Annotated in this window: 14 protein-coding genes, 1 tRNA gene and 1 pseudogene; 6 read left to right on the forward strand and 10 right to left on the reverse strand. The window is 74.4% G+C overall.

Annotation, left to right across the window (positions count from 1 at the left end):
• The first annotated feature begins 125 nt into the window (after positions 1-125).
• Positions 126-632: a hypothetical protein gene (locus ACZ3TI_RS21095; protein ID WP_465728286.1), complete on the forward strand. Its 507-nt coding sequence runs from the start codon at positions 126-128 to the stop codon at positions 630-632.
• A 133-nt stretch (positions 633-765) separates the two neighbouring features.
• Positions 766-1,671, forward strand: a complete 906-nt coding sequence (locus tag ACZ3TI_RS21100; RefSeq protein ID WP_465728288.1) for a spermidine synthase — start codon at positions 766-768, stop codon at positions 1,669-1,671.
• 272 nt (positions 1,672-1,943) lie between these two features.
• On the opposite strand, the gene ACZ3TI_RS21105 is transcribed toward ACZ3TI_RS21100, so the two are convergent.
• From ACZ3TI_RS21105 to ACZ3TI_RS21125, 5 genes and pseudogenes are all read right to left on the reverse strand, one after another.
• The gene (locus ACZ3TI_RS21105; RefSeq protein ID WP_465728290.1) at positions 1,944-2,720 is read right to left on the reverse strand and encodes a hypothetical protein; all 777 of its coding nucleotides are present in this window, start codon (positions 2,718-2,720) and stop codon (positions 1,944-1,946) included.
• A 187-nt stretch (positions 2,721-2,907) separates the two neighbouring features.
• Positions 2,908-3,354, reverse strand: a complete 447-nt coding sequence (locus ACZ3TI_RS21110; protein WP_360497173.1) for a DUF4442 domain-containing protein — start codon at positions 3,352-3,354, stop codon at positions 2,908-2,910.
• Between the two features lie 147 nt (positions 3,355-3,501).
• Positions 3,502-3,577: transfer RNA gene (locus ACZ3TI_RS21115), tRNA-His, on the reverse strand.
• A gap of 224 nt (positions 3,578-3,801) precedes the next feature.
• A complete protein-coding gene (gene orn / locus ACZ3TI_RS21120; protein ID WP_465728292.1) occupies positions 3,802-4,404 on the reverse strand; it encodes an oligoribonuclease in 603 nt (200 codons plus the stop codon).
• Between the two features lie 850 nt (positions 4,405-5,254).
• Positions 5,255-6,236, reverse strand: a pseudogene (locus tag ACZ3TI_RS21125) (helix-turn-helix domain-containing protein); the annotation flags it as partial.
• A 1,037-nt stretch (positions 6,237-7,273) separates the two neighbouring features.
• Between ACZ3TI_RS21125 and ACZ3TI_RS21130 the strand changes: the two are divergent.
• Positions 7,274-8,074: a GNAT family N-acetyltransferase gene (locus tag ACZ3TI_RS21130; protein WP_465728294.1), complete on the forward strand. Its 801-nt coding sequence runs from the start codon at positions 7,274-7,276 to the stop codon at positions 8,072-8,074.
• Between the two features lie 84 nt (positions 8,075-8,158).
• Here the strand turns inward: ACZ3TI_RS21130 and ACZ3TI_RS21135 are convergent, their stop codons facing one another.
• Positions 8,159-9,277, reverse strand: coding sequence for an HAD family hydrolase (locus ACZ3TI_RS21135; protein WP_465728296.1), 1,119 nt, complete (start codon positions 9,275-9,277; stop codon positions 8,159-8,161).
• A gap of 819 nt (positions 9,278-10,096) precedes the next feature.
• Here ACZ3TI_RS21135 and ACZ3TI_RS21140 point away from each other — a divergent pair.
• Complete coding sequence (locus ACZ3TI_RS21140) at positions 10,097-10,636, forward strand: universal stress protein (RefSeq protein WP_465728298.1); 540 nt, start codon at positions 10,097-10,099, stop codon at positions 10,634-10,636.
• A 139-nt stretch (positions 10,637-10,775) separates the two neighbouring features.
• Here ACZ3TI_RS21140 and ACZ3TI_RS21145 read toward each other — a convergent pair whose 3' ends face one another.
• From ACZ3TI_RS21145 to ACZ3TI_RS21160, 4 genes are all read right to left on the reverse strand, one after another.
• Positions 10,776-11,966 (reverse strand): acyl-CoA dehydrogenase family protein, encoded by a 1,191-nt coding sequence (locus tag ACZ3TI_RS21145; RefSeq protein WP_465728300.1) that lies wholly within the window; start codon positions 11,964-11,966, stop codon positions 10,776-10,778.
• Between the two features lie 184 nt (positions 11,967-12,150).
• A complete protein-coding gene (locus ACZ3TI_RS21150; protein ID WP_465728302.1) occupies positions 12,151-13,155 on the reverse strand; it encodes a hydroxymethylglutaryl-CoA lyase in 1,005 nt (334 codons plus the stop codon).
• The gene (locus ACZ3TI_RS21155) at positions 13,152-15,446 is read right to left on the reverse strand and encodes an acetyl/propionyl/methylcrotonyl-CoA carboxylase subunit alpha (protein WP_465728304.1); all 2,295 of its coding nucleotides are present in this window, start codon (positions 15,444-15,446) and stop codon (positions 13,152-13,154) included. Before ACZ3TI_RS21155 ends, ACZ3TI_RS21150 begins: the two co-directional genes overlap by 4 nt.
• Positions 15,447-15,588: 142 nt before the next feature.
• Positions 15,589-17,301: a carboxyl transferase domain-containing protein gene (locus ACZ3TI_RS21160; protein ID WP_465728306.1), complete on the reverse strand. Its 1,713-nt coding sequence runs from the start codon at positions 17,299-17,301 to the stop codon at positions 15,589-15,591.
• A 133-nt stretch (positions 17,302-17,434) separates the two neighbouring features.
• On the opposite strand from ACZ3TI_RS21160, the gene ACZ3TI_RS21165 reads away from it, so the two are divergent.
• A complete protein-coding gene (locus ACZ3TI_RS21165) occupies positions 17,435-18,127 on the forward strand; it encodes a TetR/AcrR family transcriptional regulator (protein ID WP_465728308.1) in 693 nt (230 codons plus the stop codon).
• Positions 18,128-18,448: 321 nt separating this feature from the next.
• Positions 18,449-22,477 (forward strand): ABC transporter ATP-binding protein, encoded by a 4,029-nt coding sequence (locus tag ACZ3TI_RS21170; protein ID WP_465728310.1) that lies wholly within the window; start codon positions 18,449-18,451, stop codon positions 22,475-22,477.
• Positions 22,478-22,518: the final 41 nt, after the last annotated feature.

Below are 22,518 nucleotides of genomic sequence, written 5' to 3' on the forward strand. Positions count from 1 at the left end.
CTGGGGCACGTCCGCCGCGTTGTCCTGGTACCAGGAAGCCAGGCCGTCGCCCCGGCCCGTCCCAGCCCGGTGGCCCCTCCGGGCAGCTGCGCTTCCGGATCCGACGAGGTACAGGAGGGCCCGTGATGGCCACCGGACTGCCGCCGCACCGACCCCTCGCCGGGGGTGTGCTCGCCGGCGCGGCCCCCGCCCCGGTGCCCGACCCTGCCGACGACCGGATCCCCGGCCGGGGTCCGGTCGACGGCGGACGCGCCTCCTGCGGCGGCCCCCGGCGCGCCCTCGGTGACGAGGGCGCCCTCGTCACCGCCTGCGACACCGTGACGGTCGCCCTGCGGCACGGCCTGGAGGCCGTCGACATCCTGAGGCTGCGCCGCGCCTGCGGAGCCGTCCTGCAGAGCCGCAACGGCAGCACGGTCTCCTTCCTCGTCCCGGCCGGCACCTGGGAGACCTGGCACCTGCCCGGCAGCTCCTGTACGGCGGGCGCCCTCGTGCCCGCCGCCACCGACCCGCGCTGGGTGATCCCGCCCGCCGGCTCCGGTTGCACCGCACGCCCCACCGACGCCTGGGTCCTCCGTTCCGCCCTCTGCGAGGCCGCCTGCACACTCACCGCGGGCGGCCTCGGGCCGTTCTAGGGCCTGCCGGCCTGCCTCGGGCCGGTTCTCCGGGCGGGCCCTGACTCCAGGCCCTGACTCCGGGCCCCTGACCAGGGGCGTCCCCGCGCCTGCGGCGGAAGCTGTCCCCGCGCCTGCGGCGATAATGGCCGTCATGGGACGAAGCAACAGAGCCGTGCGCGGCGGCGAGACGGCGGCCACCACCGGCGCGGGCGGACGCACCCACGCCCAGGGTCCGCTCAGCCGTCCCGTCGGCTCCGGCCTGGCCGAGCTGCGGCCCGACCGCGACCGCCCGGCCGCCTGGTCGCTGCTGATCGACGGCGCCCCGCAGTCCCTGGTCGACCTCGCCGACCCCACCCACCTCGGCTTCGAGTACCAGCGCCGGCTCGGCCACCTGATCGACCTGGTCGCCCCGCCCGGGCGCCCGCTCACCGTCCTGCACCTGGGCGGCGGCGCCCTCACCCTGGCCCGTTACGTCGCCGCCACCCGGCCGCGCTCCCGCCAGCAGGTCGCCGAGATCGACACCGCGCTCACCGAACTCGTCCGCGCCGAACTGCCGTTGGACCGCGGCTGGCAGATCAAGGTGCGCGGCGGGGACGCCCGCAGCGTGCTGGAGCGCACCCCCGATGGCACCGTCGACCTGGTCATCACCGACGTCTTCTCCGGCGCCCGCACCCCGGCCCACTGCACCACGGTCGAGTTCACCACCCTCGCGGCCCGCGCCCTCGCCCCCGGCGGCTGGTACGCCGCGAACATCACCGACGGCGGCGCGCTCCCGTTCGCCCGCTCCCAGGTCGCCACCCTCGGCGCGGTCTTCCCCGAACTCTGCCTGATCGCCGACCCCGCCGTCCTGCGCGGCAAGCGCTTCGGCAACCTCGTCCTGGCCGCCGCCCACGCCCCGCTCCCGGTCGCCGACCTCACCCGCCGCGCGGCCTCCGACCCCGCCCACGCCCGCGTCGAACACGGCCGCGCCCTCACCGACTTCACCGCCGGAGCCACCCCGGCCACCGACGCCACAGCCGCCCCGTCCCCGGAACCCCCACCGGGCGTCTTCCACTGACGTACGGGCCCATCGCGCTGTACGCGCGGGGGGAGCTGGCGCGTGCGGTCCCGCGTCGGCTTCGCCGCCCAGCGCGCCCTCGACTCGCGGCCCGGTCGTTCGCGGTAAAGCCGTCGGCAGGCATCCGAGTTGCCGCCGACAGCGGATCCCTCCGAACAGCTCGGTCTGCGCCGACTCACCATCGACTCCGACCCGGATGCCGAGCCGTTCTGCGAGGCCCTGGGGGCGACCGCGGATCCAGCCACCGGATCGGTACCGCCCCGTCCGCCCGCTCAGTGCCCGCGGGGCAGCCCGCGGTGCTTGCACATGGCCGCCCCGGTGAGCAGGAGCCCGGCGGCGATGGGGGCGAGGACGGCGGTCGCGGTGGCGGAGCCCGTCGTGTCCACGGCGGTGACCGTGGCGGTGTCGGCGATGGCGAGCGTCTCCGGAGTCCCGGCGTCGTCCGGTGCGGCGGGACCGGCGGGGGCTGCCGTCGCGCCGTCACGGTCGGCCGCGGTGACGGTCTCGGACACCGCCTCCAGGGCCGGGGGAGCCTCCGCGGCCTCGGGCTGCCGCGGTACGGCGGAACGGGTGGTGCCGGGGTGGGACCGGTCGGCGGCGGGCAGCCCGGCGGGCTCGCCCTCGCGGGAGGCGCGGGTCTCGGCGGGCCCGGCCTGGGCGGGGACGGTGCCGAGCAGGCCGGAGGCGATCGCGAAGGCGTCGGGGACGGCCGCCCGCTGGCCGGGCAGGGGCAGTCCGCCGGCCCGGATCCGTTCCTGGAGGCCGCCGCCGACCGTCCCGGTGGCCCCTTCGACCGGGGCGCCACCGGTCGGCTCGCCGTCGAGCCCGACGGAGCGTCCGGCTGACTGCCCGTCGAGCGCGGGCCCGCCGAGTGCCGGGGGGTGTGCCGGTGCGTCGAGCGCGGGCGCGCCCTGCAGGGCGCGGCGGACGGCGGGTTGGGCGGGTTCCCGCAGCGGGTCGGCGGACGCCGCGTACGCGCCGGGGGCGCCGATGCCCCAGAGCTGTGCGATCAGGGCCCCGCCGGCTGCGACGGCGCGGGGGCGGGGCAACCGCCGGGCGATCCCGCGCCGGGCTCCGGCGACGCCGCGGGGGGCGGGTTCCTGAGGCTTGGCCGCGTGATTGGCTCGCACGTGAGTTGAGAACGAGCGGACGGGCGGTGAGGTCACGCCCGCCGTCACGGACAGTCATCGTGCGAGTGGCCCCGGGGGCGGCGTCCCCGGGGCCACCGACCGCGCGTCAGGAGTTGGGACGCAGGGTCCAGGTGACCGTCATCACACCGGTGACGGCACCGTCGGCGCGGGTGATCTCGACAGTGACCGGGAACTCCGGGCGGCCGCCGGCGTCCAACTCGGCGACGACGTCGGCGGCCGGGCGGCCGAGCACGGCGGTGGCGGTGACCTCGCCCATGGCGAGCTTCTTGTACGCGATCTCGGCGTTCACGGCCAGCGGCACGGCCCGGGACAGCTGGTCGCCGAAGGCGGCGAGCACGATGCAGCCGCTGGCGGACTCGGCGAGCGTGAACATCGCGCCGGCGTGCGGGCCGCCGACGTGGTTGTGGTACGCGGGCTGGTCGGGCAGCCGGAGGACGGCGCGCTCCGGGGTGGTCTCCAGGTACTCGAGCTTCAGGGTGTGCGCCATCGGCACGGTGGCGTCGAGCATCTGGCCGATCGTAGGTGTGGTCATGGCGACGATGTTACTAGCCGGTAGCTTCCGGCGGCAGGGGCCGACCGGAAAACCCGCACCGCCGGGCGCAGTTGAGGCCGTGCTCGATGGGAGAACGCGAAAACGCCCGAGGGGCCGACCTCTTGAAGAGATCGGCCCCTCGGGCTCTGGGGTGAGTGACGGGACTCGAACCCGCGGCCACCTGGACCACAACCAGGTGCTCTACCAACTGAGCTACACCCACCATCTGTCCGGTCCGTTCCCGCTCTCGCGTTCCCGTTCCGACAGGAAGAACTCTACAGGATCCGAGAGGGTGCTCGCGCCAGGGTTCCGTTCCGACGAGCGCGGGCACCCTCGTGAGCCCTGCAGCGGGCCCGCGGTCGGCTCCCGTCGGAGTCCCGCCGAGGTCCCGCCGGGCTCTCCGGACCAGGCTCTCCGGATGGGGAGCACCGGGCCGGGAGCGCCGGGTCAGTCGGTGGAGGTCTGGTACTTCCCGGCGATGGCGCGCGCGGTGTCGGCGTCCGGGCCGGGCTGTGGGACGAACACGGCCTCGCGGTAGTACCGCAGTTCGTCGATGCTCTCCCGGATGTCGGCGAGCGCCCGGTGGTTCCCGCCCTTCGGCGGGCTGTTGTAGTACGCCTTCGGGTACCAGCGGCGGGCCAGCTCCTTGATCGAGGAGACGTCCACGATCCGGTAGTGCAGGTGCTTCTCCAGGGCGGGCATGTCCCGGGCCAGGAAGCCGCGGTCGGTGGCCACCGAGTTTCCGCACAGCGGCGTCCTCCCGGCCTCCGGCACGTGCTCGCGCACGTACGCGAGCACCCGCTCCTCGGCCTCGGCCAGGGTCACGCCCTGCTCCAGCTCCTCCAGCAGGCCGGAGGCGGTGTGCATCGCGCGCACCACCTCGGGCATGTTCGCCAGCGCCTCCGCCGGCGGACGGATGATGACGTCCACGCCCTCGCCGAGGATGTTCAGCTCGGAGTCCGTCACCAGCACCGCGACCTCGACCAGGGCGTCCCGGTCGAGGTCGAGGCCGGTCATTTCACAGTCGATCCATACCAAACGGTCATTCACGCAACTCACCCTACGGCGCGATCACGCGCCGCGGGGACCGGTGGAGCCGAGCGGGGTGCCGGAGCGCAGGCCTCGGTCTGGTGCTCCTCCGCCCCGCCGAGCGCGCCACGACCGTCCGGCTCGCCCTCCCGGCCGGGGCGGACCGGGTGGCCGTCCCGCCCGGTACGGGCCTCCCGAGCCGCCCGGACACCGTCGGCCGCGGGGCGACCGCCCTGGGTACGGACCTGCGGCGACCGCGCCTGACGGCCGCGGAGCTCGCCCGCCCCCGGCGCCGACTGCCCGGCCGGGGTCGGCATCCGTCCGGCGGCCGCGCCGTGACCGCGCCCGGCCGCACCCGGCTCGTCAGCGGGCCGCTCGACCGCGCTCCGGTGCCCCTGGCCCTGGCCGCGGGCCCCCGGCTGGGGGAGGCCGTCCTCGGCCGCCGCGTGCTCGGCGGTACGCGGCGGACGTCCCGCCCCCGCGCCCGGTCCGCCCTGCGGCGGCACCGCCGACGGCCGCACCGGACCGCGCGCCGCCACACCCTGCTGCCCGGGGTGCGGCTGCTGCGCGGCCTGCTGGTGCGGGTACGCCTGACCGGCACGGGCGTGGAAGGCCTGGGCGGCCGGCGTCGAGGCCTGGCCCGGACCGAACCCGACCGGCTGCCCGTGCGCCCCCGGCTGACCGTGGCTGACCGGCTGTCCGTGCGGACCGACCGGCACCGGCGCCCCGGGACCGGCCGGGAACGGCTGCGCGCCGTGCGCCCCGCCGAACAGCGGCCCGCCCGCCGCGGCCGCCGCACCGGCGGCCGGGTGCGGCAGCGCGCCGGACAGCCGCAGGTCGCCGCCGTGGGCACCGGCCGCCGCGGGCGGCTGCTGCCCGGGGCGGCGTGCCCGGTAGCTGGTCCGGTACGCGGCCGGGGAGACCCCGAGCTGGCGGCGGAAGTGCCCGCGCAGCGCCACCGGCGAACGGAACCCGCACCGGCGCGCGACGTCGTCCACCGACAGCTCCGAGGTCTCCAGCAGCCGCTGCGCCTGGAGCACCCGCTGGGTGATCAGCCACTGCAGCGGCGCGCTGCCGGTGAGCGTGCGGAACCGCCGGTCGAAGGTGCGCCGGCTCATGTAGGCGCGAGCCGCCAGCACCTCGACGTCGAACTGCTGGTTGAGGTTCTCCAGCGCCCAGGTGACCACTTCGGCCAGCGGGTCGTTGCCGATCTCCTCCGGTAAAGACTGATCAATGTACTGGGCCTGTCCTCCGCCGCCGCGGCGGCTGGGCACCACCAGGCGGCGGGCCAGCGCGTTGGCCGCCTCGGCGCCGTGGTCGCTGCGCACCACGTGCAGGCACAGGTCGATGCCGGCGGCGGTGCCGGCCGAGGTGAGCACGTCGCCGTCGTCGACGAACAGCTCGCGCGGGTCGACGTGGACCCGCGGGTAGCGCTTGGCGAGCGTCGGCGCGTACATCCAGTGGGTGGTCGCCGGGCGCCCGTCGAGCAGGCCCGCGGCGGCCAGGACGAAGGCGCCGGTGCAGAGGCCGATGATCCGCGCGCCCTCGTGGTGGGCCTTGCGCAGGGCGGTGATCGCCTCGACCGGCGGAGGCTGGGAGATCGAGCGCCAGGCCGGTACGACGATCGTGCCGGCCCGGGCGAGGGCCTCCAGGCCGTACGGGGCGGAGAGGGTCAGGCCGCCGGTGGTGGCCAGCGGGCCCTCCTCGCCGGCGCAGACCAGCAGGCGGTAGCGGGGCACCCCGGCGTCCTGGCGGTCCACGCCGAAGACGGAGAGCGGGATGGAGCTCTCGAAGATCGGGGCGCCGCCGAAGATCAGCACCGCGACGGTCTCCCGGCGGCGCCGGCCGGACAGCTTGCGCGGGGCGGCGGCGGTCGCCGAGGTCGACGCGCCGTTCGCACCGGGGCCGCCGCCGACTCCGCCGATGCCGCCGGCGATGCCGCCGCCGTGGCTCAGCGGACCGTGGCCGGGGGCGGTTCCGAGCGCGATGCCGCCGAGCGGACCGCCGAGGGCACCGGAGGCGCCGTTCGGGCCGCCGGGGGCCCCCGGGGCGCCACTCGGGTGGGCGGAGTAGCCGGGATAGCCGGGGTACTCGCCGCCGTAGGCCGGGGTGTGACTGACGGGGCCTCGGCTGACGAGCGGTCCGCCGCTGACGTGGTGTCCGCCGCCGTGGTGTCCGCCGACGGGCTGTCCGCCGGTCGTCGGATGGTTCCCGTACGGCGGCTGGCCCCCGTTCGGGGTCGGCGCGCCGTGCTCGGCGCCGCCCGGGACCGTGCCCGGGCCGCCGGCGGGGGAGTGCGCTACGGGGTGCGAGGAGTGCGGAGCGGCACCGGAGGGGCCCGGGGCGCCGGAGGTGCGGGTGGTGGCGGCGATCGCGGAGGTGCCAGTGCTTCTCGCGGACCGACTCGCGGTGCCGCCCACCGCCTGGCCGCTGTCAGGACCCGCGTCGCTCCTGCTCACCCTGCTCAAGGCGCTCAAGCCCCCTCGGTGGTGTGGTGTGGGTGGTGCGGCACTGCTGGCCAAGATCGAAATCTATCGGGTGGACCATTGCCGTTGTGACAAGTTCACCATCCGACGCTATGTCGACATGGCTATTTGGCGTGATGCATTCGATCACGAAGCGTGGCACCCGTCGACCTTTCTGGGAAGAGGGCCGGGGCAACGGTGGCTGGTTGTCGCGGGGCCGCTCCTGGGGCGTCCGGCCCCCGTGCGCCCGATCGGCGGGTCTGGGCTGCGGATTTGCCCAAGCGGGAGGGATCGGCGCGAAATTGACCGAAAATCGGCGGTGCACGAGAGGGCGCATGGGCGTGAGTCGTGCGCCTCCCAGGCTTCATCCGGCCAAGCCTGGTGCGGTGGAACCGCCATCCGGACCGCCGGGTTACGGTCCTGCCGTGAACACCGACAGCCGGCTCGAACGGGCCAACGACAACGCCGCCGCCTTCTGGCTCGCCCAAGCCCGCGCGCACGGCTGGCAGACCCGCGTCCTCCCGGGCCTGACGGCGGTCCGCTGCGCCCGCACCCCGAACGACGGGCACCGCTTCCTGGTGACCCGTCCGTACGCCGAACCAGGCCTAGTGGAGCAGGAGTTGGCGGATCTGCTGGGCGAGTGGTCGACCATATGCTTCACCGTGGAGGACCCGTACGGCGGCCTCGACCTCTCCCGCTTCGGGACCGACCGGACGTCGGTCATGCCGGTGATGGTCCGGGACCCGGGCCCGGTCGAGGGCGCGACGACCACCCTGTCGGCGGTCTCCGACGCGCACGGGGGCGGAACCCTGACGGTGGATGAGGTGACGGACGCGGACAGCTTCGCGCTGGTCGAACGGGCGATCGTGGAGGGCTTCCCGCTGCCCGCCCGCCAGCCCTGGGTCCGCGGCGACGCACTCCCGGAGCGACTGCTGGGCGAACCCGGTTGGCGGGCCTGGCTCGGTCGCGTCGACGGCTCCGTGGCGGGCGCCTGCCTCACCTACGACGACGGCCGGGCCACCGGCGTCTACTGGGTCACCACCCTGCCCGACTGGCGCGGCCGCGGGGCGGCCAAGGCCGTCCTGCAGACCGCCCTGGTCCACGCGCACCCGGACCGCCCGGCCACCCTGGTCGCCACCTCGGTCGGCGAACCGCTCTACCGCAAGCTCGGGTTCACCGAGCAGGCCCGAACCTGCTGGTGGAGCCGTACCTCGACGGAGTGCTGACCGCCGCGCGGGCGGCCGGTCGTCGCCGTACCCGCGGGCTGCCACCGGGCGGCGTTGTGAGGGACGGCGTCTACCGGGCGGTGTCTATCGGGCGGCGGCGACCGCTGCGGCTGCCGTGGCGGGCACCGGGCCGGGCACCGGGGCGAAGGCGGTCCGGGTGGGCGCGGGCCCGTCCGCCGCCGTACGGAGGGGCGTCGGACGCCCGACCGGCGCGGGCCCGCGACCGTCCGCACCCGGATCCGGTGCGGCCCCCGGCCCGGTGCCCACCGGTGCCCCGGAGACGGCTCCCACGTCGGTGCGGGCGGCGGCGATCACGGCAAACCCGCCTGATCGGTTTCGGACACCGGAGCCGGCCCCCGCGCCCGACCCGCTGCCCGCCCCGGTGTTCGCGGGAACCGGCGCACTCGAACCCTCCGGGGCGACCGCCGTCGGGCGCACGCCGGACCGCGCGCCGAGCAGCGCCGTCTCCCGCGTCGACGCCGCGGCAGCCGCCCGCCGGGTCGCGCCGCCGACCCGGGCCCCCGGCCGGGTCGAGGGCGCGTTGCGCGCGGCGAGCACCTGTCCGACCGCCTCCGGCAGTCCGGCCGCCTTCAGCGTCGGCCGATACCCGGGCTCCGCCCACGGCCGGCCGTGGTGCAGCCAGACGCTGCGCAGCCCGGTCAGTTCGGCCCCGGCGATGTCGGCGGGCGCGTGGTCCCCGATCATCCAGGTGTGCGCGGCCCAGTTCCCGGTGGGCGCGATGCCGCAGCGCTGGGCGGCGATCTCGAAGATCAGCGGATCCGGTTTGACGCAGTCGGCCTCCTCGGAGATGACCCAGCCGTCGACCAGCGGCCCCAGCCCGGTCCGGCGGATCTTCTCCAACTGCGGCCGGGTGCCGCCGTTGCTGACGATGCCGAGCGTCCATCCCGCCGCCCGCGCGGCCCGCAGCGCCTCGAGGTGCCGGGGCGGGCAGTGAATGTGGGAGTTGATGCCGCGTCGGTAGTGGGCGAGCAGGAACTCGGCGGAGACGTCCAGGCCGTAGCGGCGCCGGACCGCGGACAGTACGGTGCTGCGCGGTACGTAGCCGCCGCCGTCGATGGTGACGAACCAGTCGAGGTCACCGGGCGGCAGGTCGCGTTCGGAGAGGAAATCCTGCGCCCAGGCCCGGAAAGCGGCGTCCCGGGGAAGCAGCGTGTTGTCGAGGTCGAACAGGAGCAGGGGCATGTCGAGCATCGTGCCAGCGCCCGCGCCTATGCACCTGGCAAATGCCAGACCGCGTCGCGAAGCCGTACCAAGTGGCTGATTCGGGCTCCGACACCTGACGTACGGATCCCGCTCGAGCCGGTGCGCGCCGGCTACGCACCAGGTGCGTAGCCGGGTACGCGCAGGGTACGGGCGGTGTGCGGGCAGGCCCTGGGGCGGAGGCCCGCGACCGGCGGGGCGTAACGGTTCGCGACGTGCCGCAACGGATCGTCGCCGATCAATGACAGTCCGGTCACGGTGTCCCGCGGGCCTGTTGCGCCGCCCGGTCCGCTCAGTCAAGCTCCAGAGAACCTCCTTTCCGGAGGGGGCGCGATCGCCTGCGGGCAGGGCGCACTGCCACGGCGGGCGCATCCTCCTTTCGCGGGAACAACGTCGCTCCGGGGCTTCGCCGCTGGGCTGGGCCCCCTGCCCGTCGTATTCTGAAAGGAACAGGTCACATACGGTGCTGCGCGGCGCAGACCGACGTCATCCCGTGGGCGGGCCTGCCGCACGGGCAGCGTTGTCCTCTCCTGTCGGCCCCTCTCCCTCGAAGAGCCGTGAGCCATGGCTGGTTTTGAGCCTCCCCGACCGGTCGAACCGGACACGCCCCACAACGCGGGCGCAGCGACCGGGGGAGACGGCGTCCGCACGAACCTCGACCCGGTCGACGGGACCGACGGTTTCCCGGGCCTCGCACGCGCGCTCCGCAGTCTCGCCCGCCGCGGGAATCTCGCCCGCCGCGACCGGTCCGGGCCCCGCCCGGGGCGTGGCGAGCCCCCGGCCGACCCTGCGGGGCGTCCGGTGACGGGCCGCCTGGGCCCGGGCGCGGAGCGTCCGGAGGCGGCCTCGGGCGCGGCCGACGCGTTCGGCGGGAGCACCGAGTCGTCGGAGCAGGAAGCCCCCGCGCCGTCCCTCGACCCGGCCTTCCAGCACGGCGTGGTGGTGGGCTTCGACGGCTCGCTGTCGAGCGAGCGCGCCCTCGCCTACGCGGTGGGCATGGCACGCCGTTCGCAGTGCGGCCTGGTGATCGTGCACGTCGCCAACCGCCTGCCCGCGACGGTCTGGGCCGGCTGTGAACCGCCCGTCTTCGTCGACCTGCCCGACCACCGGACCGAGGTCCTCGGCCTGGAGCTCGCCTGTGCGGACTTCCTCGCCGGGGTGCCGTGGATCCTGGTCGAGCGCGGCGGCGACATCTGCCACGAGATCGAGGAGGTCGGCCGTGAGTACGCGGCCGACGCGATCGTCGTCGGCACGACGCACGGCCTGCTCGGCAAGATCTTCGGCTCGGTCTCCGGGCGGCTGGCGCGGCGGGCCAACCGCCCGGTGATCGTGATCCCCTGAGGGTTCGTTCGGTCTTCTTGTCCTGTTGCCTCCTCCACCGTGGCCCGCTCCTCAACGACGGTTGCGGAGCAGGGCGTTGACCCGGTGGGCTCGGCTCAGGACCTGACCGGCACGACTCGCGCGGGTCGCGAGCGTGTGGTCACGAGGTGATGCCGAGCTCCCGGGCGATGAGCATGCGCTGGACCTCGGAGGTGCCCTCCCCGATTTCCAGGATCTTGCTGTCGCGCCAGAAACGGGCGACCGGGAATTCGTTCATGAAGCCGTACCCGCCGTGGATCTGGGTCGCCTCGCGGGCGTTGTCGACGGCGGCCTCGGACGAGTACAGCTTCGCGATCGCGGCCTCCTTCTTGAACGGTTCGCCGTGCAGCATCCGGGAAGCGGCGTCCCGCCAGGCCAGGCGGGAGGTGTGGGCGCGCAGCTCCATGTCGGCAAGCTTGAACTGGATGGCCTGGTTGGCGCCGATCGGCCGGCCGAAGGCCCGACGCTCGCCGGCGTACTTCACGGACTCGTCGACGCAGCCCTGGGCCAGGCCGGTGGCCAGGGCCGCGATCGCGATGCGGCCCTCGTCGAGGATCCGCAGGAACTGGGCGTAGCCTCGGCCACGCTCGCCCAGCAGGTTGGCCGCGGGAACGCGGCAGTCGGTAAAGGACAGTTCGCGGGTGTCGGATGCGTTCCACCCGACCTTCGAGTACTTCTTCGAGACCTGGAACCCAGGGGTCCCGGTGGGCACGATGATGGAGGAGATCTCCCGCGTGGGCGAGCGGAATTCGCCTTCTTCACTCGAACGAGCGATCGGTTCGGTGAGCGCGGTGACGGTGACCAGACCGGTGATGTCGGTGCCGGAGTTGGTGATGAAGCACTTGGTGCCGTTGATGACCCACTCGTCGGTGGCCTCGTCGTACCGCGCGGTGGTGCGGGTGGCGCCGGCGTCCGAGCCGCCCTCCGGCTCGGTGAGGCCGAAGGCGCCGAGGAGTTCGCCCGAGGTCAGTCGGGGCAGCCACTCGCGCTTCTGCTCCTCCGTGCCGAAGCGGTAGATCGGCATCGCGCCGAGCGAGACGGCGGCCTCCAGCGTGATCGCCACCGAGGAGTCGACGCGGGCGAGCTCCTCCAGGACGAGGCCGAGGGCGAAGTAGTCGCCGCCCATGCCGCCGTACTCCTCCGAGAAGGGCAGGCCGAAGAGGCCCATCCGGCCCATCTCGCGGACGATCTCGTAGGGGAACTCCTCCCGCTCGTAGAGCTCGCCGATCTTCGGCGCCACCACGTCCTGGGCGAACTCGGCGACGGTGCGCCGCAGTTCCTCGTACTCGCTGCTGAGTCGGTGGTCGAACATGGTGATCCTCCTGGTGCCCGGCCGGGGCGGCCGCGGGCGTGAGCGGGACGACCGGCGTCCGTCTGACGGTCCGACGGTCGCACGGTGTGGTCGAGGGATGAGCGGTGCGGATGAACGTGGTGCCTGGCGCCGGCCGGACCGTACGGGGGCGCGGCCGGCGCCGGAGTCGGGGAGCGGGGCGGAGTCAGCCCCGGGTGGCGCCGAGCAGCGCCTGGACAGTGCGGGAGGGGCTCGGGCGGCCGAGGCGCTCGGCCATCCAGCCGCTGGTCGCGACCAGGGCGCGCAGGTCGACGCCGGTCCGGATGCCGAGCCCGTGCAGCATCCAGACCAGGTCCTCGGTGGCCAGGTTGCCGGTGGCGCTCTTGGCGTACGGGCAGCCGCCCAGGCCGCCCGCCGAGGCGTCCACCGTGGTGACTCCCTCGCGCAGCGCCGCCAGGGTGTTGCTGAGCGCCTGGCCGTAGGTGTCGTGGAAGTGCACGGCGAGCCGGTCGGCGGGCACCCCGGCCCGAGCGAAGCCGGTCAGCAGCGCGCCGACCTGGCCCGGGGTGGCGACGCCGATGGTGTCGCCGAGGCTCAGCTCCGAGCAGCCCATCTCCAGCAGCTGGACGCCGTACCGGACCACCTGGGGGACCGGGACGGGCCCCTCCCACGGGTCGCCGAAGCACATCGAGAGGTAGCCGCGGACCGCGATCCCGGCCTCGGCGGCCCGCGTCACGACCGGGCGGAACATCGCCATCGCCTCGTCCGCCGAGCGGTTGAGGTTGCGGCGGGCGAAGGTCTCGGTGGCGCTGGCGAACACCGCGACGTCGCCGGCCCGGTGGGCGAGCGCGCGGTCCAGGCCGCGCTCGTTGGGCACCAGGACCGGCAGCCGCAGGCCGGGGTGGCGCTCCGGCAGGTCGGCGAGCCGGGGCATCAGCTCCTCGGCGTCGGCCAGCTGCGGTACCCATTTCGGGTGAACGAAGCTGGTGGCCTCGACGGTGCGCAGACCGGCGGCGGCGAGCCGGGCGATGAACTCGGCCTTGACCTCGACGGGCACCAGCGAGCCCTCGTTCTGCAGGCCGTCGCGCGGCCCGACCTCGTGGATCCGGATCTCCTCGGGCAGGCCGGGGGCGCGGACGGGGTCGGGCAGGCCGAGGTCGAGGGCATCAGGCTCGCGGGCGGGGGCGGGGGCGGGGGCGGGGGAAGTCACGACCGCACCTCCGCGGGCTCGGCGCCGGCATCGGCGGAGGGCTCGACCGCGGCCTCCTCGACCGCCGCCGCCTCGACCGGGGTGACCACGACCAGCAGGTCCTCCATCGCGACGGTGGCGCCGGCGGTGGCCCGCAGTTCGGCCACCATGCCGTCGTGCGGTGCGGCGATCACGTGTTCCATCTTCATGGCCTCCAGCACGAGCAGGGGCTGGCCCTTGCGGACCGTCTCGCCCGCCGTGGTCTTGACGACGGTGACGGTGCCGGGCATCGGGGCGGTCAGGGCGCCGTGGTGCGCGCCGGCCCCGGCGGCGCTCTCCACGACCGGGTCGTAGGCGTGCAGCGGCCAGGCGTCGCCCTCGATGCCGAGCCAGGTCACCGGTCCGGCGGCGAGGCCGGGGGTGGCGTCGGTGGCCAGCGAGAACGTGGTCTGCAGGCCGTCGACGGTCAGGTGTAGCCGGTCGCCGGCCAGGGCCGCGCGGGCGCGGTGCACGGGCCCGTCGCCGAGCCGGAGCTCCACCTCGCGGGTGAACCCGGCGGGATTGTCAGTGGCATCGGTTACGTTGCCCGCAGTGATCGAACGGATGCGCACCGAGACCGGATCCTGGCCGGGGGTACGGAGTCGGTGGGTGGTCCAGGCGGGGGTGCCGCCCAGGCGCCAGCCGGAGGGAAGGGAGAACGGGTCGGTCCAGCCGCCGGGGGTGGCGGCCGGGGTGAGCTCCAGGTGCCGTGCCAGCGCGGCCGCGTAGTAGAGGAGGTGAGCGGGCGACGGTTCGGCCGCTGCGGCGTCGGTCCCGGTCCCGGGCTGGGCGGGCGTCGTGGTGTCGGCCGGGGCGGTCGCGTTGACGGGGGAGTACGGCGCGGTGAGCAGGGCCGGCTGCTGCTGGGCGGTCTGCTCCACCAGGCCGGTGTCCAGGCGGCCGGCGACGACCTCGGGGTGTGCGAGGAGCCGGCGCAGGAATCCGGTGTTGGTGGTGACGCCCAGGATGCGGGTGTCGGCCAGCGCGGCGCGCAGCCGGCGCAGCGCGGTCGGGCGGTCGGGCCCGTACGCGATGACCTTGGCGAGCATCGGGTCGTAGGCGCTGGTGACGACGGTTCCGGGGGTGACTCCGGAGTCGACGCGGATGCCCTCGCCCCGGGGCTCGTCCAGGGTGAGGATGCGGCCGCCGGTGGGCAGGAAGTCCCGTTCCGGGTCCTCGGCGCAGATGCGGGCCTCGATGGCGTGGCCCAGGAAGGAGATGTCGGACTGGGTGAAGGAGAGCGGTTCGTCGGCGGCGACGCGCAGCTGCCACTCGACCAGGTCGAGCCGGGCCGCGTCGGCGCCCACGGCGACAGCGAGTTCGGTGACGGGGTGTTCCACCTGGAGACGGGTGTTCATCTCCATGAAGAAGAAGTCCCGCACCCCCTCGGAGGCGGAGGCGGGGGCGTCCGGGTCGATGCCGGGGACGATGAACTCCACGGTGCCGGCCCCGGTGTAGCCGCAGGACTCCGCGGCGCGGACGGCCGCGGCGCCCATCGCGGCGCGGGTCTCGGCATTGAGCAGAACGGAGGGAGCCTCTTCGATCAGCTTCTGGTGGCGGCGCTGCAGGCTGCACTCGCGCTCGCCGAGGTGGACGGTGGTGCCGTGGGCGTCGGCCAGCACCTGCACCTCGATGTGGCGCGGCCGGTCGATCCAGCGCTCCAGCAGCAGGGTGTCGTCGCCGAAGGCGGTGCGGGCGACGCGGCGGGCGGCGGCGATCTCGGTGGGCAGGTCGGCCGGGTCCCGCACGAGGCGCATGCCCTTGCCGCCGCCGCCGGCGGACGGCTTGAGCAGCACGGGGTAGCCGATCCCCTCGGCGGCGGCGACGAGTTCCTCGTCGGTGGGCGCGGTGGCCTGGCTGCCGGGGACCACTGGGACGCCGGCGGCTCGGACGGCCTCCTTGGCGTTGATCTTGTCGCCCATCAGCTCGACCGCACCAGGAGGTGGTCCGATGAAGACGAGGCCCGCGTCGGCGCAGGCGCGGGCGAAGCCGGGGTTCTCGGCGAGGAACCCGTAGCCGGGGTGGACGGCCTGGGCGCCGGTGCGGCGGGCGGCGGCGAGGATCTGGTCGGTCCGCAGGTAGGTCTCGGCAGCCGAGCTGTCGCTGCGGTCGGCCGGGCCGAGCCGGACCGCGACGTCCGCCTCGCGGACGTGCGGAGCGTCGGCGTCCGCGTCGCTGAACACGGCGACCGAGCGGACGCCGAGCCGCCGCAGGGTGCGGATCACCCGGAGGGCGATCTCACCGCGGTTGGCGACCAGAACTGTGTCGAACATGGGAGGCGTTCCTCCGGGTCGAGGGGAGCCGTACGAAGGAGGTGGCGGTGGGCGGTTGGGCGCCGGCCCGGGGTCGGACCGGCGCCGTGGACGTCAGACCCGGAAGGAAGGGGTCACGAACGCGGGGAGCCCTGGCGCGGGATCACATGCGGAAGACGCCGTACGGGGCGGGCGGTGCCAGCGGGGCGTTGGCGCAGGCGGTGAGCGCGAGGCCGACGACGGTGCGGGTGTCCATCGGGTCGATCACACCGTCGTCCCAGAGCCGGGCGGAGGCGTAGTAGGCGTTGCCCTGGCGCTCGTACTGCTCGCGGACGGGGCGCTTGAACTCCTCCTCCGCCTCGGTCGGCCACTGCTCGCCGTGCGACTCCAACTGGTCTCGGCGGACGGTGGCGAGGACGGAGGCCGCCTGCTCGCCGCCCATCACGGAGATCTTGGAGCCCGGCCACATCCACAGGAAGCGAGGTGAGTAGGCCCGGCCGCACATCGAGTAGTTGCCGGCTCCGTACGAGCCGCCGATCACCACGGTCAGCTTCGGGACGCGGGTGCAGGCGACGGCGTTGACCATCTTGGCGCCGTGCTTGGCGATGCCGCCCGCCTCGTACTGCCGACCGACCATGAAGCCGGTGATGTTCTGCAGGAAGAGGAGGGGGATGCCGCGCTGGTCGCACAACTCGATGAAGTGGGCGCCCTTGACGGCCGACTCGGAGAACAGCACGCCGTTGTTGGCGACGATGCCGACGGGGTGGCCGTGGATCCGGGCGAAGCCGGTGACCAGGGTCGCGCCGTACTCGGCCTTGAACTCGGCGAAGCGGCTGCCGTCCACCAGGCGGGCGATCACCTCGCGGACGTCGTAGGGCGTGCGCGGGTCGACCGGGACGGCCCCGTACAGGCCCGCCGGGTCGACGGCCGGCGGCTCGACCGGTGTGAGCGGCCAGGGCTTGGCCGCGCGCGGGCCGAGCCCGGCGACGATCGTCCGGACGATGGAGAGGGCGTGGGCGTCGTCCTCGGCCAGGTGGTCCGTCACGCCCGAGGTGCGGGAGTGCAGGTCGCCGCCGCCCAGTTCCTCGGCGGTGACCACCTCGCCGGTGGCGGCCTTCACCAGTGGCGGCCCGCCCAGGAAGATCGTGCCCTGGTTGCGGACGATCACGGCCTGGTCGCTCATCGCCGGGACGTACGCGCCGCCGGCCGTGCAGGAGCCGAGCACGGCGGCGATCTGCGGGATGCCCGCGGCGGAGAGCCTGGCCTGGTTGTAGAAGATCCGCCCGAAGTGGTCGCGGTCCGGGAAGACCTCGTCCTGCATCGGGAGGAAGGCGCCGCCGGAGTCCACCAGGTAGACGCAGGGCAGCCGGTTCTCCAGCGCGACCTCCTGGGCGCGCAGGTGCTTCTTCACCGTCATCGGGTAGTAGGTGCCGCCCTTGACGGTGGCGTCGTTGGCGACCACCACCACCTCGCGTCCGGCGACCCGGCCGATGCCGGCGATCACCCCGGCCGCGGGCGCCGCCCCGTCGTACATCCCGTCGGCGGCCAGCGGGGCCAGCTCCAGGAAGGGCGAGGCAGGGTCGAGCAGGGTGTCCACCCGGTCGCGGGGGAGGAGCTTGCCGCGTGCGGTGTGCCGGGCGCGGGCCTTGGCGCCGCCGCCCTGGGCGACCACGTCGAGCTTCGCGCGCAGTTCGGCGACCAGCTCCTGGTGCGCCTCGGTGTTCGCGCGGTAGGCGGCGGACCCTGGGTCGACGGAAGTGCCGAGCCGGGGGGCCGGCGCGGCGGCTCCGGGCGGTACGGCGGTCGACGCCGCCGCGGTGCCGTTCGCTGCGCTGAGCTGGACGCCGGTGGGTACGCCGGCGGTTGAGATGACCATTCCCAAGAGCTCCCTTGCCCTCGGCACCAGGTGGGCGCCGGATGCGGCGCGCCCATGGAATCCCACGTTAATTAACGTTAACTTACGCCGCCCAGGTTAACGACCGATAACCCGACTGTCTACGATGGGCGGCATGCCGAACGTCCCCGCAGCCTCCGCGCTCCCACGCCGCGACCAGATCCGCCGGGAGGCCGCGCGACTGTTCGCCGCCCGGGGCTTCCTCGGTGTCGGCGTGGACGAGATCGGCAAGGCGGTCGGGATCAGCGGCCCCGGGCTCTACCGGCACTTCGCCGGCAAGGACGCGATGCTCGCCGACCTGCTGATCGGCATCAGTGAGCGCCTGCTGGAGGAGGGGCGCCGCCGGGCGGGCGGCGGCGACGGTCCGGCGGCCGCGCTGGACGCGCTGATCGGCGGCCACGTCGACTTCGCCCTCGACGACCGCGACCTGATCACCCTGCACGACCGCGAGCTGCTGAACCTCAAGGAAGAGGACCGCCGCACCGTCCGCCGACTCCAGCGCGGCTACGTCGAGCTGTGGGTGGACGTGGTCCGGCAGGCCTACCCGCCGCTGGCCGACCCCGCCGCCGAGCCGGTGGCGCGGGCCGCCGTGCACGCCGTCTTCGGCCTGATCAACTCGACCCCGCACAGCCTGGGCGCGAACCCCGGCCACAGCGAGCGCTCCGGCCACGGCGAGCGCTCCGGTCAGGGCGAGCGCTCCGGGCTTCAGCGTGACGGCATGGCCGCCCTGCTCCACACCCTCGCCCACGGGGCGTTCGCCGCTGCCGCGGAAGCGGCCACCGCGGACTCGGCGTCCGCGAGCGGCTGAGTCCAGCCGGCCCCGCCTGCACACCCGTCCCGCCTGCATACCCGGCCCGTCCCCGCCCCGCGCCCGCCCGGAGGCCTAGGCCCAAAGGCCGGTGCCCGACCTCCCCCGGTCGCTGGGCGTTCGGCGGGTGGTCGGCGACCCTGGAGACAGACGGCGGGTCGATGGCGGCCGTGCGGATGTTCGATCGGGAATCTCCGCCGGTCGCGAGCTGTTGCCCAGTCCGCCGGACCGGACGATCCGCGCCGCCCCGGCCCGTCCCGAACCCACCCGGGTCGGAAACGCCGTGGCGGCCACCCGACGAAATGGTTAGCATCCCTAAATATGCCTGAGACTCACGGATCCACGGTGGAGCAATCCCCGAGCGGCCCACCGGCCCCCGGCCAGACCCCGGAGGCCCCCGCAGACGAGCACGCTTCCGGAGCGGGCGCATCCGGAGCGGGCGCATCCGGCGCGGACGCCGACGGCGGCCACACCGAGCCCGCCGGCTGGCTGCGCCGTCTGATCGGTTACAGCTGGCGGTCCCGTCGCAGCCTGTTGCTCGCCTTCGGCGCCTCGCTCCTCGGCATGGCCATCACCGCGTTGGTGCCGCTGGTCACCAAGCTGATCATCGACGACGTCATCGTCGCCCACACCCGCTCGCTGACCCCCTGGGCCGTGGTGCTGCTGCTGGCCGCGGCCGTGGTCTTCGGGTGCACCCAGGTCCGTCGCTACTACGGCGGCCAGCTCGCCGTCGACGTCCAGCACGAGCTGCGCAGTGACCTGTTCCGTTCGCTCGGCCGGCTCGACGGCCACCGCCAGGACCGGTTGGACACCGGCCAGGTGGTGGGGCGCGCGACCTCCGACCTCCAGCTGGTCAACGGGCTGCTCTCGATGGTGCCGATGATGACCGGCTACCTGCTGATGTTCGTCATGTCGCTGGTCGTGATGGTCTGGCTGTCCCCGCCGCTCACCCTGGTGGCGCTGGTCATGGCGCCCGCGCTGTGGTGGGTCTCCGTGCTCAGCCGCAAGCGCCTGTTCCCGTCCACCTGGGCAGCCCAGCAGGAGGCGGCCGCCGTCGCCGGCGTGGTGGACGGCGCGATCGGCGGCGTCCGCGTGGTCAAGGGCTTCGGCCAGGAGGCGCAGGAGCTGGACAAGCTGGAGCAGGCCTCCCACAACCTGTTCGCCGCCCGGCTCCGCTCGATCCGGCTCAACGCCCGCTACAACCCGGCGATGCAGGCGATCCCGGCCCTCGCCCAGGTCGCCGTCCTGGCCTTCGGCGGCTGGCTGGCCGTCGAGGGCCAGGTCTCGCTCGGGACCTTCGTCGCCTTCTCGACCTACGTCGCGCAGATGACCGGCCCGGTGCGGATGCTGACCATGATCATCACGGTCGGCCAGCAGGCCCGTGCGGGTGTGGAGCGCGTCCTGCAGCTGATCGACGAGCGCCCGCTGGTCCAGGAGCGCCCGGACGCCCTCACCCTGGACCTCGCGCAGAGCGCCGTCCCGCATGACGCCGTCCCGCATGACGCCAGCTCGCAGAGCGCCGTCCCGCAGGATGACACCCCGCGCGGCACCACCGTCGGTGCCCGGACCCCCGACCTCGCCCTGGAATTCGACCGGGTCGAGTTCCGCTACGACCCCGAGCACCCCGCTCCCGTCCTGCACGGTCTCAGCCTGAAACTGGCCCCCGGCGAGACCCTCGCCCTGGTCGGCGCCTCCGGCTCCGGCAAGTCGACGGTGGCCCAGCTGGTGCCCCGCTTCTACGACCCCGCCGCCGGTACTGTCCGCCTCTACGGCCACGACCTGCGCGACCTCACCCTGGACTCGGTCCGGGCGACGGTCGGCATCGTCCCCGAGGAGAGCTTCCTCTTCTCCGAGTCGGTGCGCACCAACATCGCCTACGGCCGCCCGGACGCCACGGACGAACAGATCGTCGCCGCCGCGCGCGCCGCGCAGGCCGACGAGTTCGTCCGCGCGCTCCCGGACGGCTACGAGACCAAGGTCGGCGAGCAGGGCCTGACCCTCTCCGGCGGCCAGCGCCAGCGCATCGCCCTGGCCCGCGCGATCCTCACCGACCCGCGGATCCTCCTGCTGGACGACGCCACCTCGGCGGTGGACCCGCAGGTCGAGGCGGAGATCCACGACGCGCTGCGCTCGGTGATGACCGGCCGCACCACGCTGCTGATCGCCCACCGCCGCTCGACCCTCCAGCTCGCCGACCGGATCGCCGTCCTGGACCGCGGACGGCTGCTGGACATCGGTACGCACGAGGAACTCGAGGCCCGATGTCCCCAGTACCGGGCCCTGATCACCGACCCCGAGGCGGGCCGCACCACGCACCCCGCCGCCTCCGAGATACCGACCGGGACGGCCGCCGAGACTCCGGCGGGAGCCCCGACCGGGACCCCAGCCGGGACGCCGACCGAGGCTCAGGCGCAGCCGCAGGCCGAGCAGCCGCCCACCCCTGCGCCGACCGCCCCCGTCCTGGCCACCCCCGCCCTGGCCAAGGCTGCCCGCACCGCCGACCCCGACCTGCTGGCCAAGGTCGCCGCCCTCCCGCCCGCCGACGACACCCCGGCCGTCGCCCGCGCCGAGGCCGAGGCCGGCGACCCCGACTTCTCGCTGCGCCGCCTGCTGCGCCCCTTCCGCATTCCGCTGCTCACCGCCCTCCTGCTGGTCGCCCTGGACGCGGGTGCCGGCCTGGTCCTGCCGGTGCTGATCCGGCACGGCATCGACGAGGGCGTCCGCAAGGGCCTGATGTCGGGCGTCGCGGTGGCCTCGCTCACCGCACTGGTCGTGGTGCTGCTGGACTGGCTGGTGCAGGGTGCCGAGAACCGGGTCAGCGGCCGCACCGGCGAGCGCGTGCTCTACACGCTCCGGCTCAAGATCTTCGCCCACCTCAACCGGCTCGGCCTGGACTACTACGAGCGCGAGCTGACCGGCCGGATCATGACCCGGATGACCACCGACCTGGACTCGCTGACGTCCTTCCTGCAGACCGGCACGGTCACCGCCGTGGTCAGTCTGCTGACCTTCGCCGGGATCTTCGCCGCCCTGCTGATCATCGACGCCGGCCTGGCCCTGGTGGTCTTCGCCGTGCTGCCGCTGCTGGTGATCGCCACGCTGGTGTTCCGCAAGAAGTCCAAGGACCAGTACGAGCGCTCCCGCGACCTGATCAGCACCGTCAACGCCGACCTGCAGGAGAACGTGGCCGGCATGCGGATCGTCCAGGCCTTCCGCCGCTTGGACACCAACACCGACCGCTTCGTGGCGCGCGGCATCGCCTACCGCGAGGCCCGGGTCCGCGCGCAGCTGTACATCTCGCTGTACTTCCCGTTCGTCCAGTTCCTCTCCAGCGTGGCCGCCGCGCTGGTGCTGATCGTCGGTGCGGCCCGGGTCGACGCCGGGACGCTGACGGTCGGCGCACTGGTCGCGTACCTGCTCTACATCGACCTGTTCTTCGCACCGGTCAACCAGCTGTCCCAGGTCTTCGACGGCTACCAGCAGGCCTCGGTGGGCCTCGGCCGGATCCGCGAGCTGCTGCGCACCCCGACCACCACGGCCGAGGCGGCCGACCCGGTCCCGGTGTCCAAGGGGCTGCGCGGCGAGATCGACTTCGAGGGGGTCGGCTTCGCCTACAACGGCGGCGCGGACGGTGCCCCGACCGTGCTGACCGGAGTGAACCTGCACATCCCGGCCGGGCAGACGGTGGCCCTGGTCGGCGAGACCGGCGCCGGGAAGTCGACGCTGGTGAAGCTGGTCGCCCGGTTCTACGACGCGACCGAGGGCACCGTCCGGGTGGACGGGGTCGACCTCACCCAGTACGACCTGGCGCAGTACCGCCACCGGCTGGGCGTGGTGCCGCAGGAGGCCTACCTCTTCGCGGGCACGGTCCGCGAGGCGATCGCGTACGGTCGGCCGGAGGCCTCGGCGGCCGAGGTGGAAGCGGCGGCCCGGGCGGTCGGCGCGCACGACATGATCGTCCGGCTGTCCGGCGGCTACGACCACGAGGTGGCCGGTCGTGGCCGCAACCTCTCGGCAGGCCAGCGCCAGCTGATCGCGCTGGCCCGGGCCGAACTGGTCGACCCGGACATCCTGCTGCTCGACGAGGCCACCGCGGCGCTCGACCTGGCCACCGAGGCGACGGTCAACCAGGCCGCGGACCGGCTCAGCGGCGGCCGCACCACCCTGGTCATCGCCCACCGCCTGACCACCGCCGAGCGCGCGGACCGGGTGATCGTGCTGGACCACGGCCGGGTGGTCGAGGACGGCACCCACACCGAACTGCTCGCCCGGGGCGGCAGCTACGCCCGGCTCTGGCAGGCGTTCATCGCGGACGGCCACCCGGCGGTCGAGACCGTCGCCGCCGGGTAGTCGGCAACCGAACGGAGGCCCTCCAGCCCGGGGACACACGG

The sequence above is a fragment of the Kitasatospora sp. NPDC023120 genome (genome assembly GCF_055560835.1).

Coding starts and splice junctions, on each gene's coding strand:
- ACZ3TI_RS21095 (WP_465728286.1), top strand. CDS start 126: ATGGCCACCGGACTGCCGCCGCACCGACCCCTCGCCGGGGGTGTGCTC.
- ACZ3TI_RS21100 (WP_465728288.1), top strand. CDS start 766: ATGGGACGAAGCAACAGAGCCGTGCGCGGCGGCGAGACGGCGGCCACC.
- ACZ3TI_RS21110 (WP_360497173.1), bottom strand. CDS start 3,354: ATGACCACACCTACGATCGGCCAGATGCTCGACGCCACCGTGCCGATG.
- ACZ3TI_RS21135 (WP_465728296.1), bottom strand. CDS start 9,277: ATGCCCCTGCTCCTGTTCGACCTCGACAACACGCTGCTTCCCCGGGAC.
- ACZ3TI_RS21145 (WP_465728300.1), bottom strand. CDS start 11,966: ATGTTCGACCACCGACTCAGCAGCGAGTACGAGGAACTGCGGCGCACC.
- ACZ3TI_RS21155 (WP_465728304.1), bottom strand. CDS start 15,446: ATGTTCGACACAGTTCTGGTCGCCAACCGCGGTGAGATCGCCCTCCGG.
- ACZ3TI_RS21160 (WP_465728306.1), bottom strand. CDS start 17,301: ATGGTCATCTCAACCGCCGGCGTACCCACCGGCGTCCAGCTCAGCGCA.
- ACZ3TI_RS21165 (WP_465728308.1), top strand. CDS start 17,435: ATGCCGAACGTCCCCGCAGCCTCCGCGCTCCCACGCCGCGACCAGATC.
- ACZ3TI_RS21170 (WP_465728310.1), top strand. CDS start 18,449: ATGCCTGAGACTCACGGATCCACGGTGGAGCAATCCCCGAGCGGCCCA.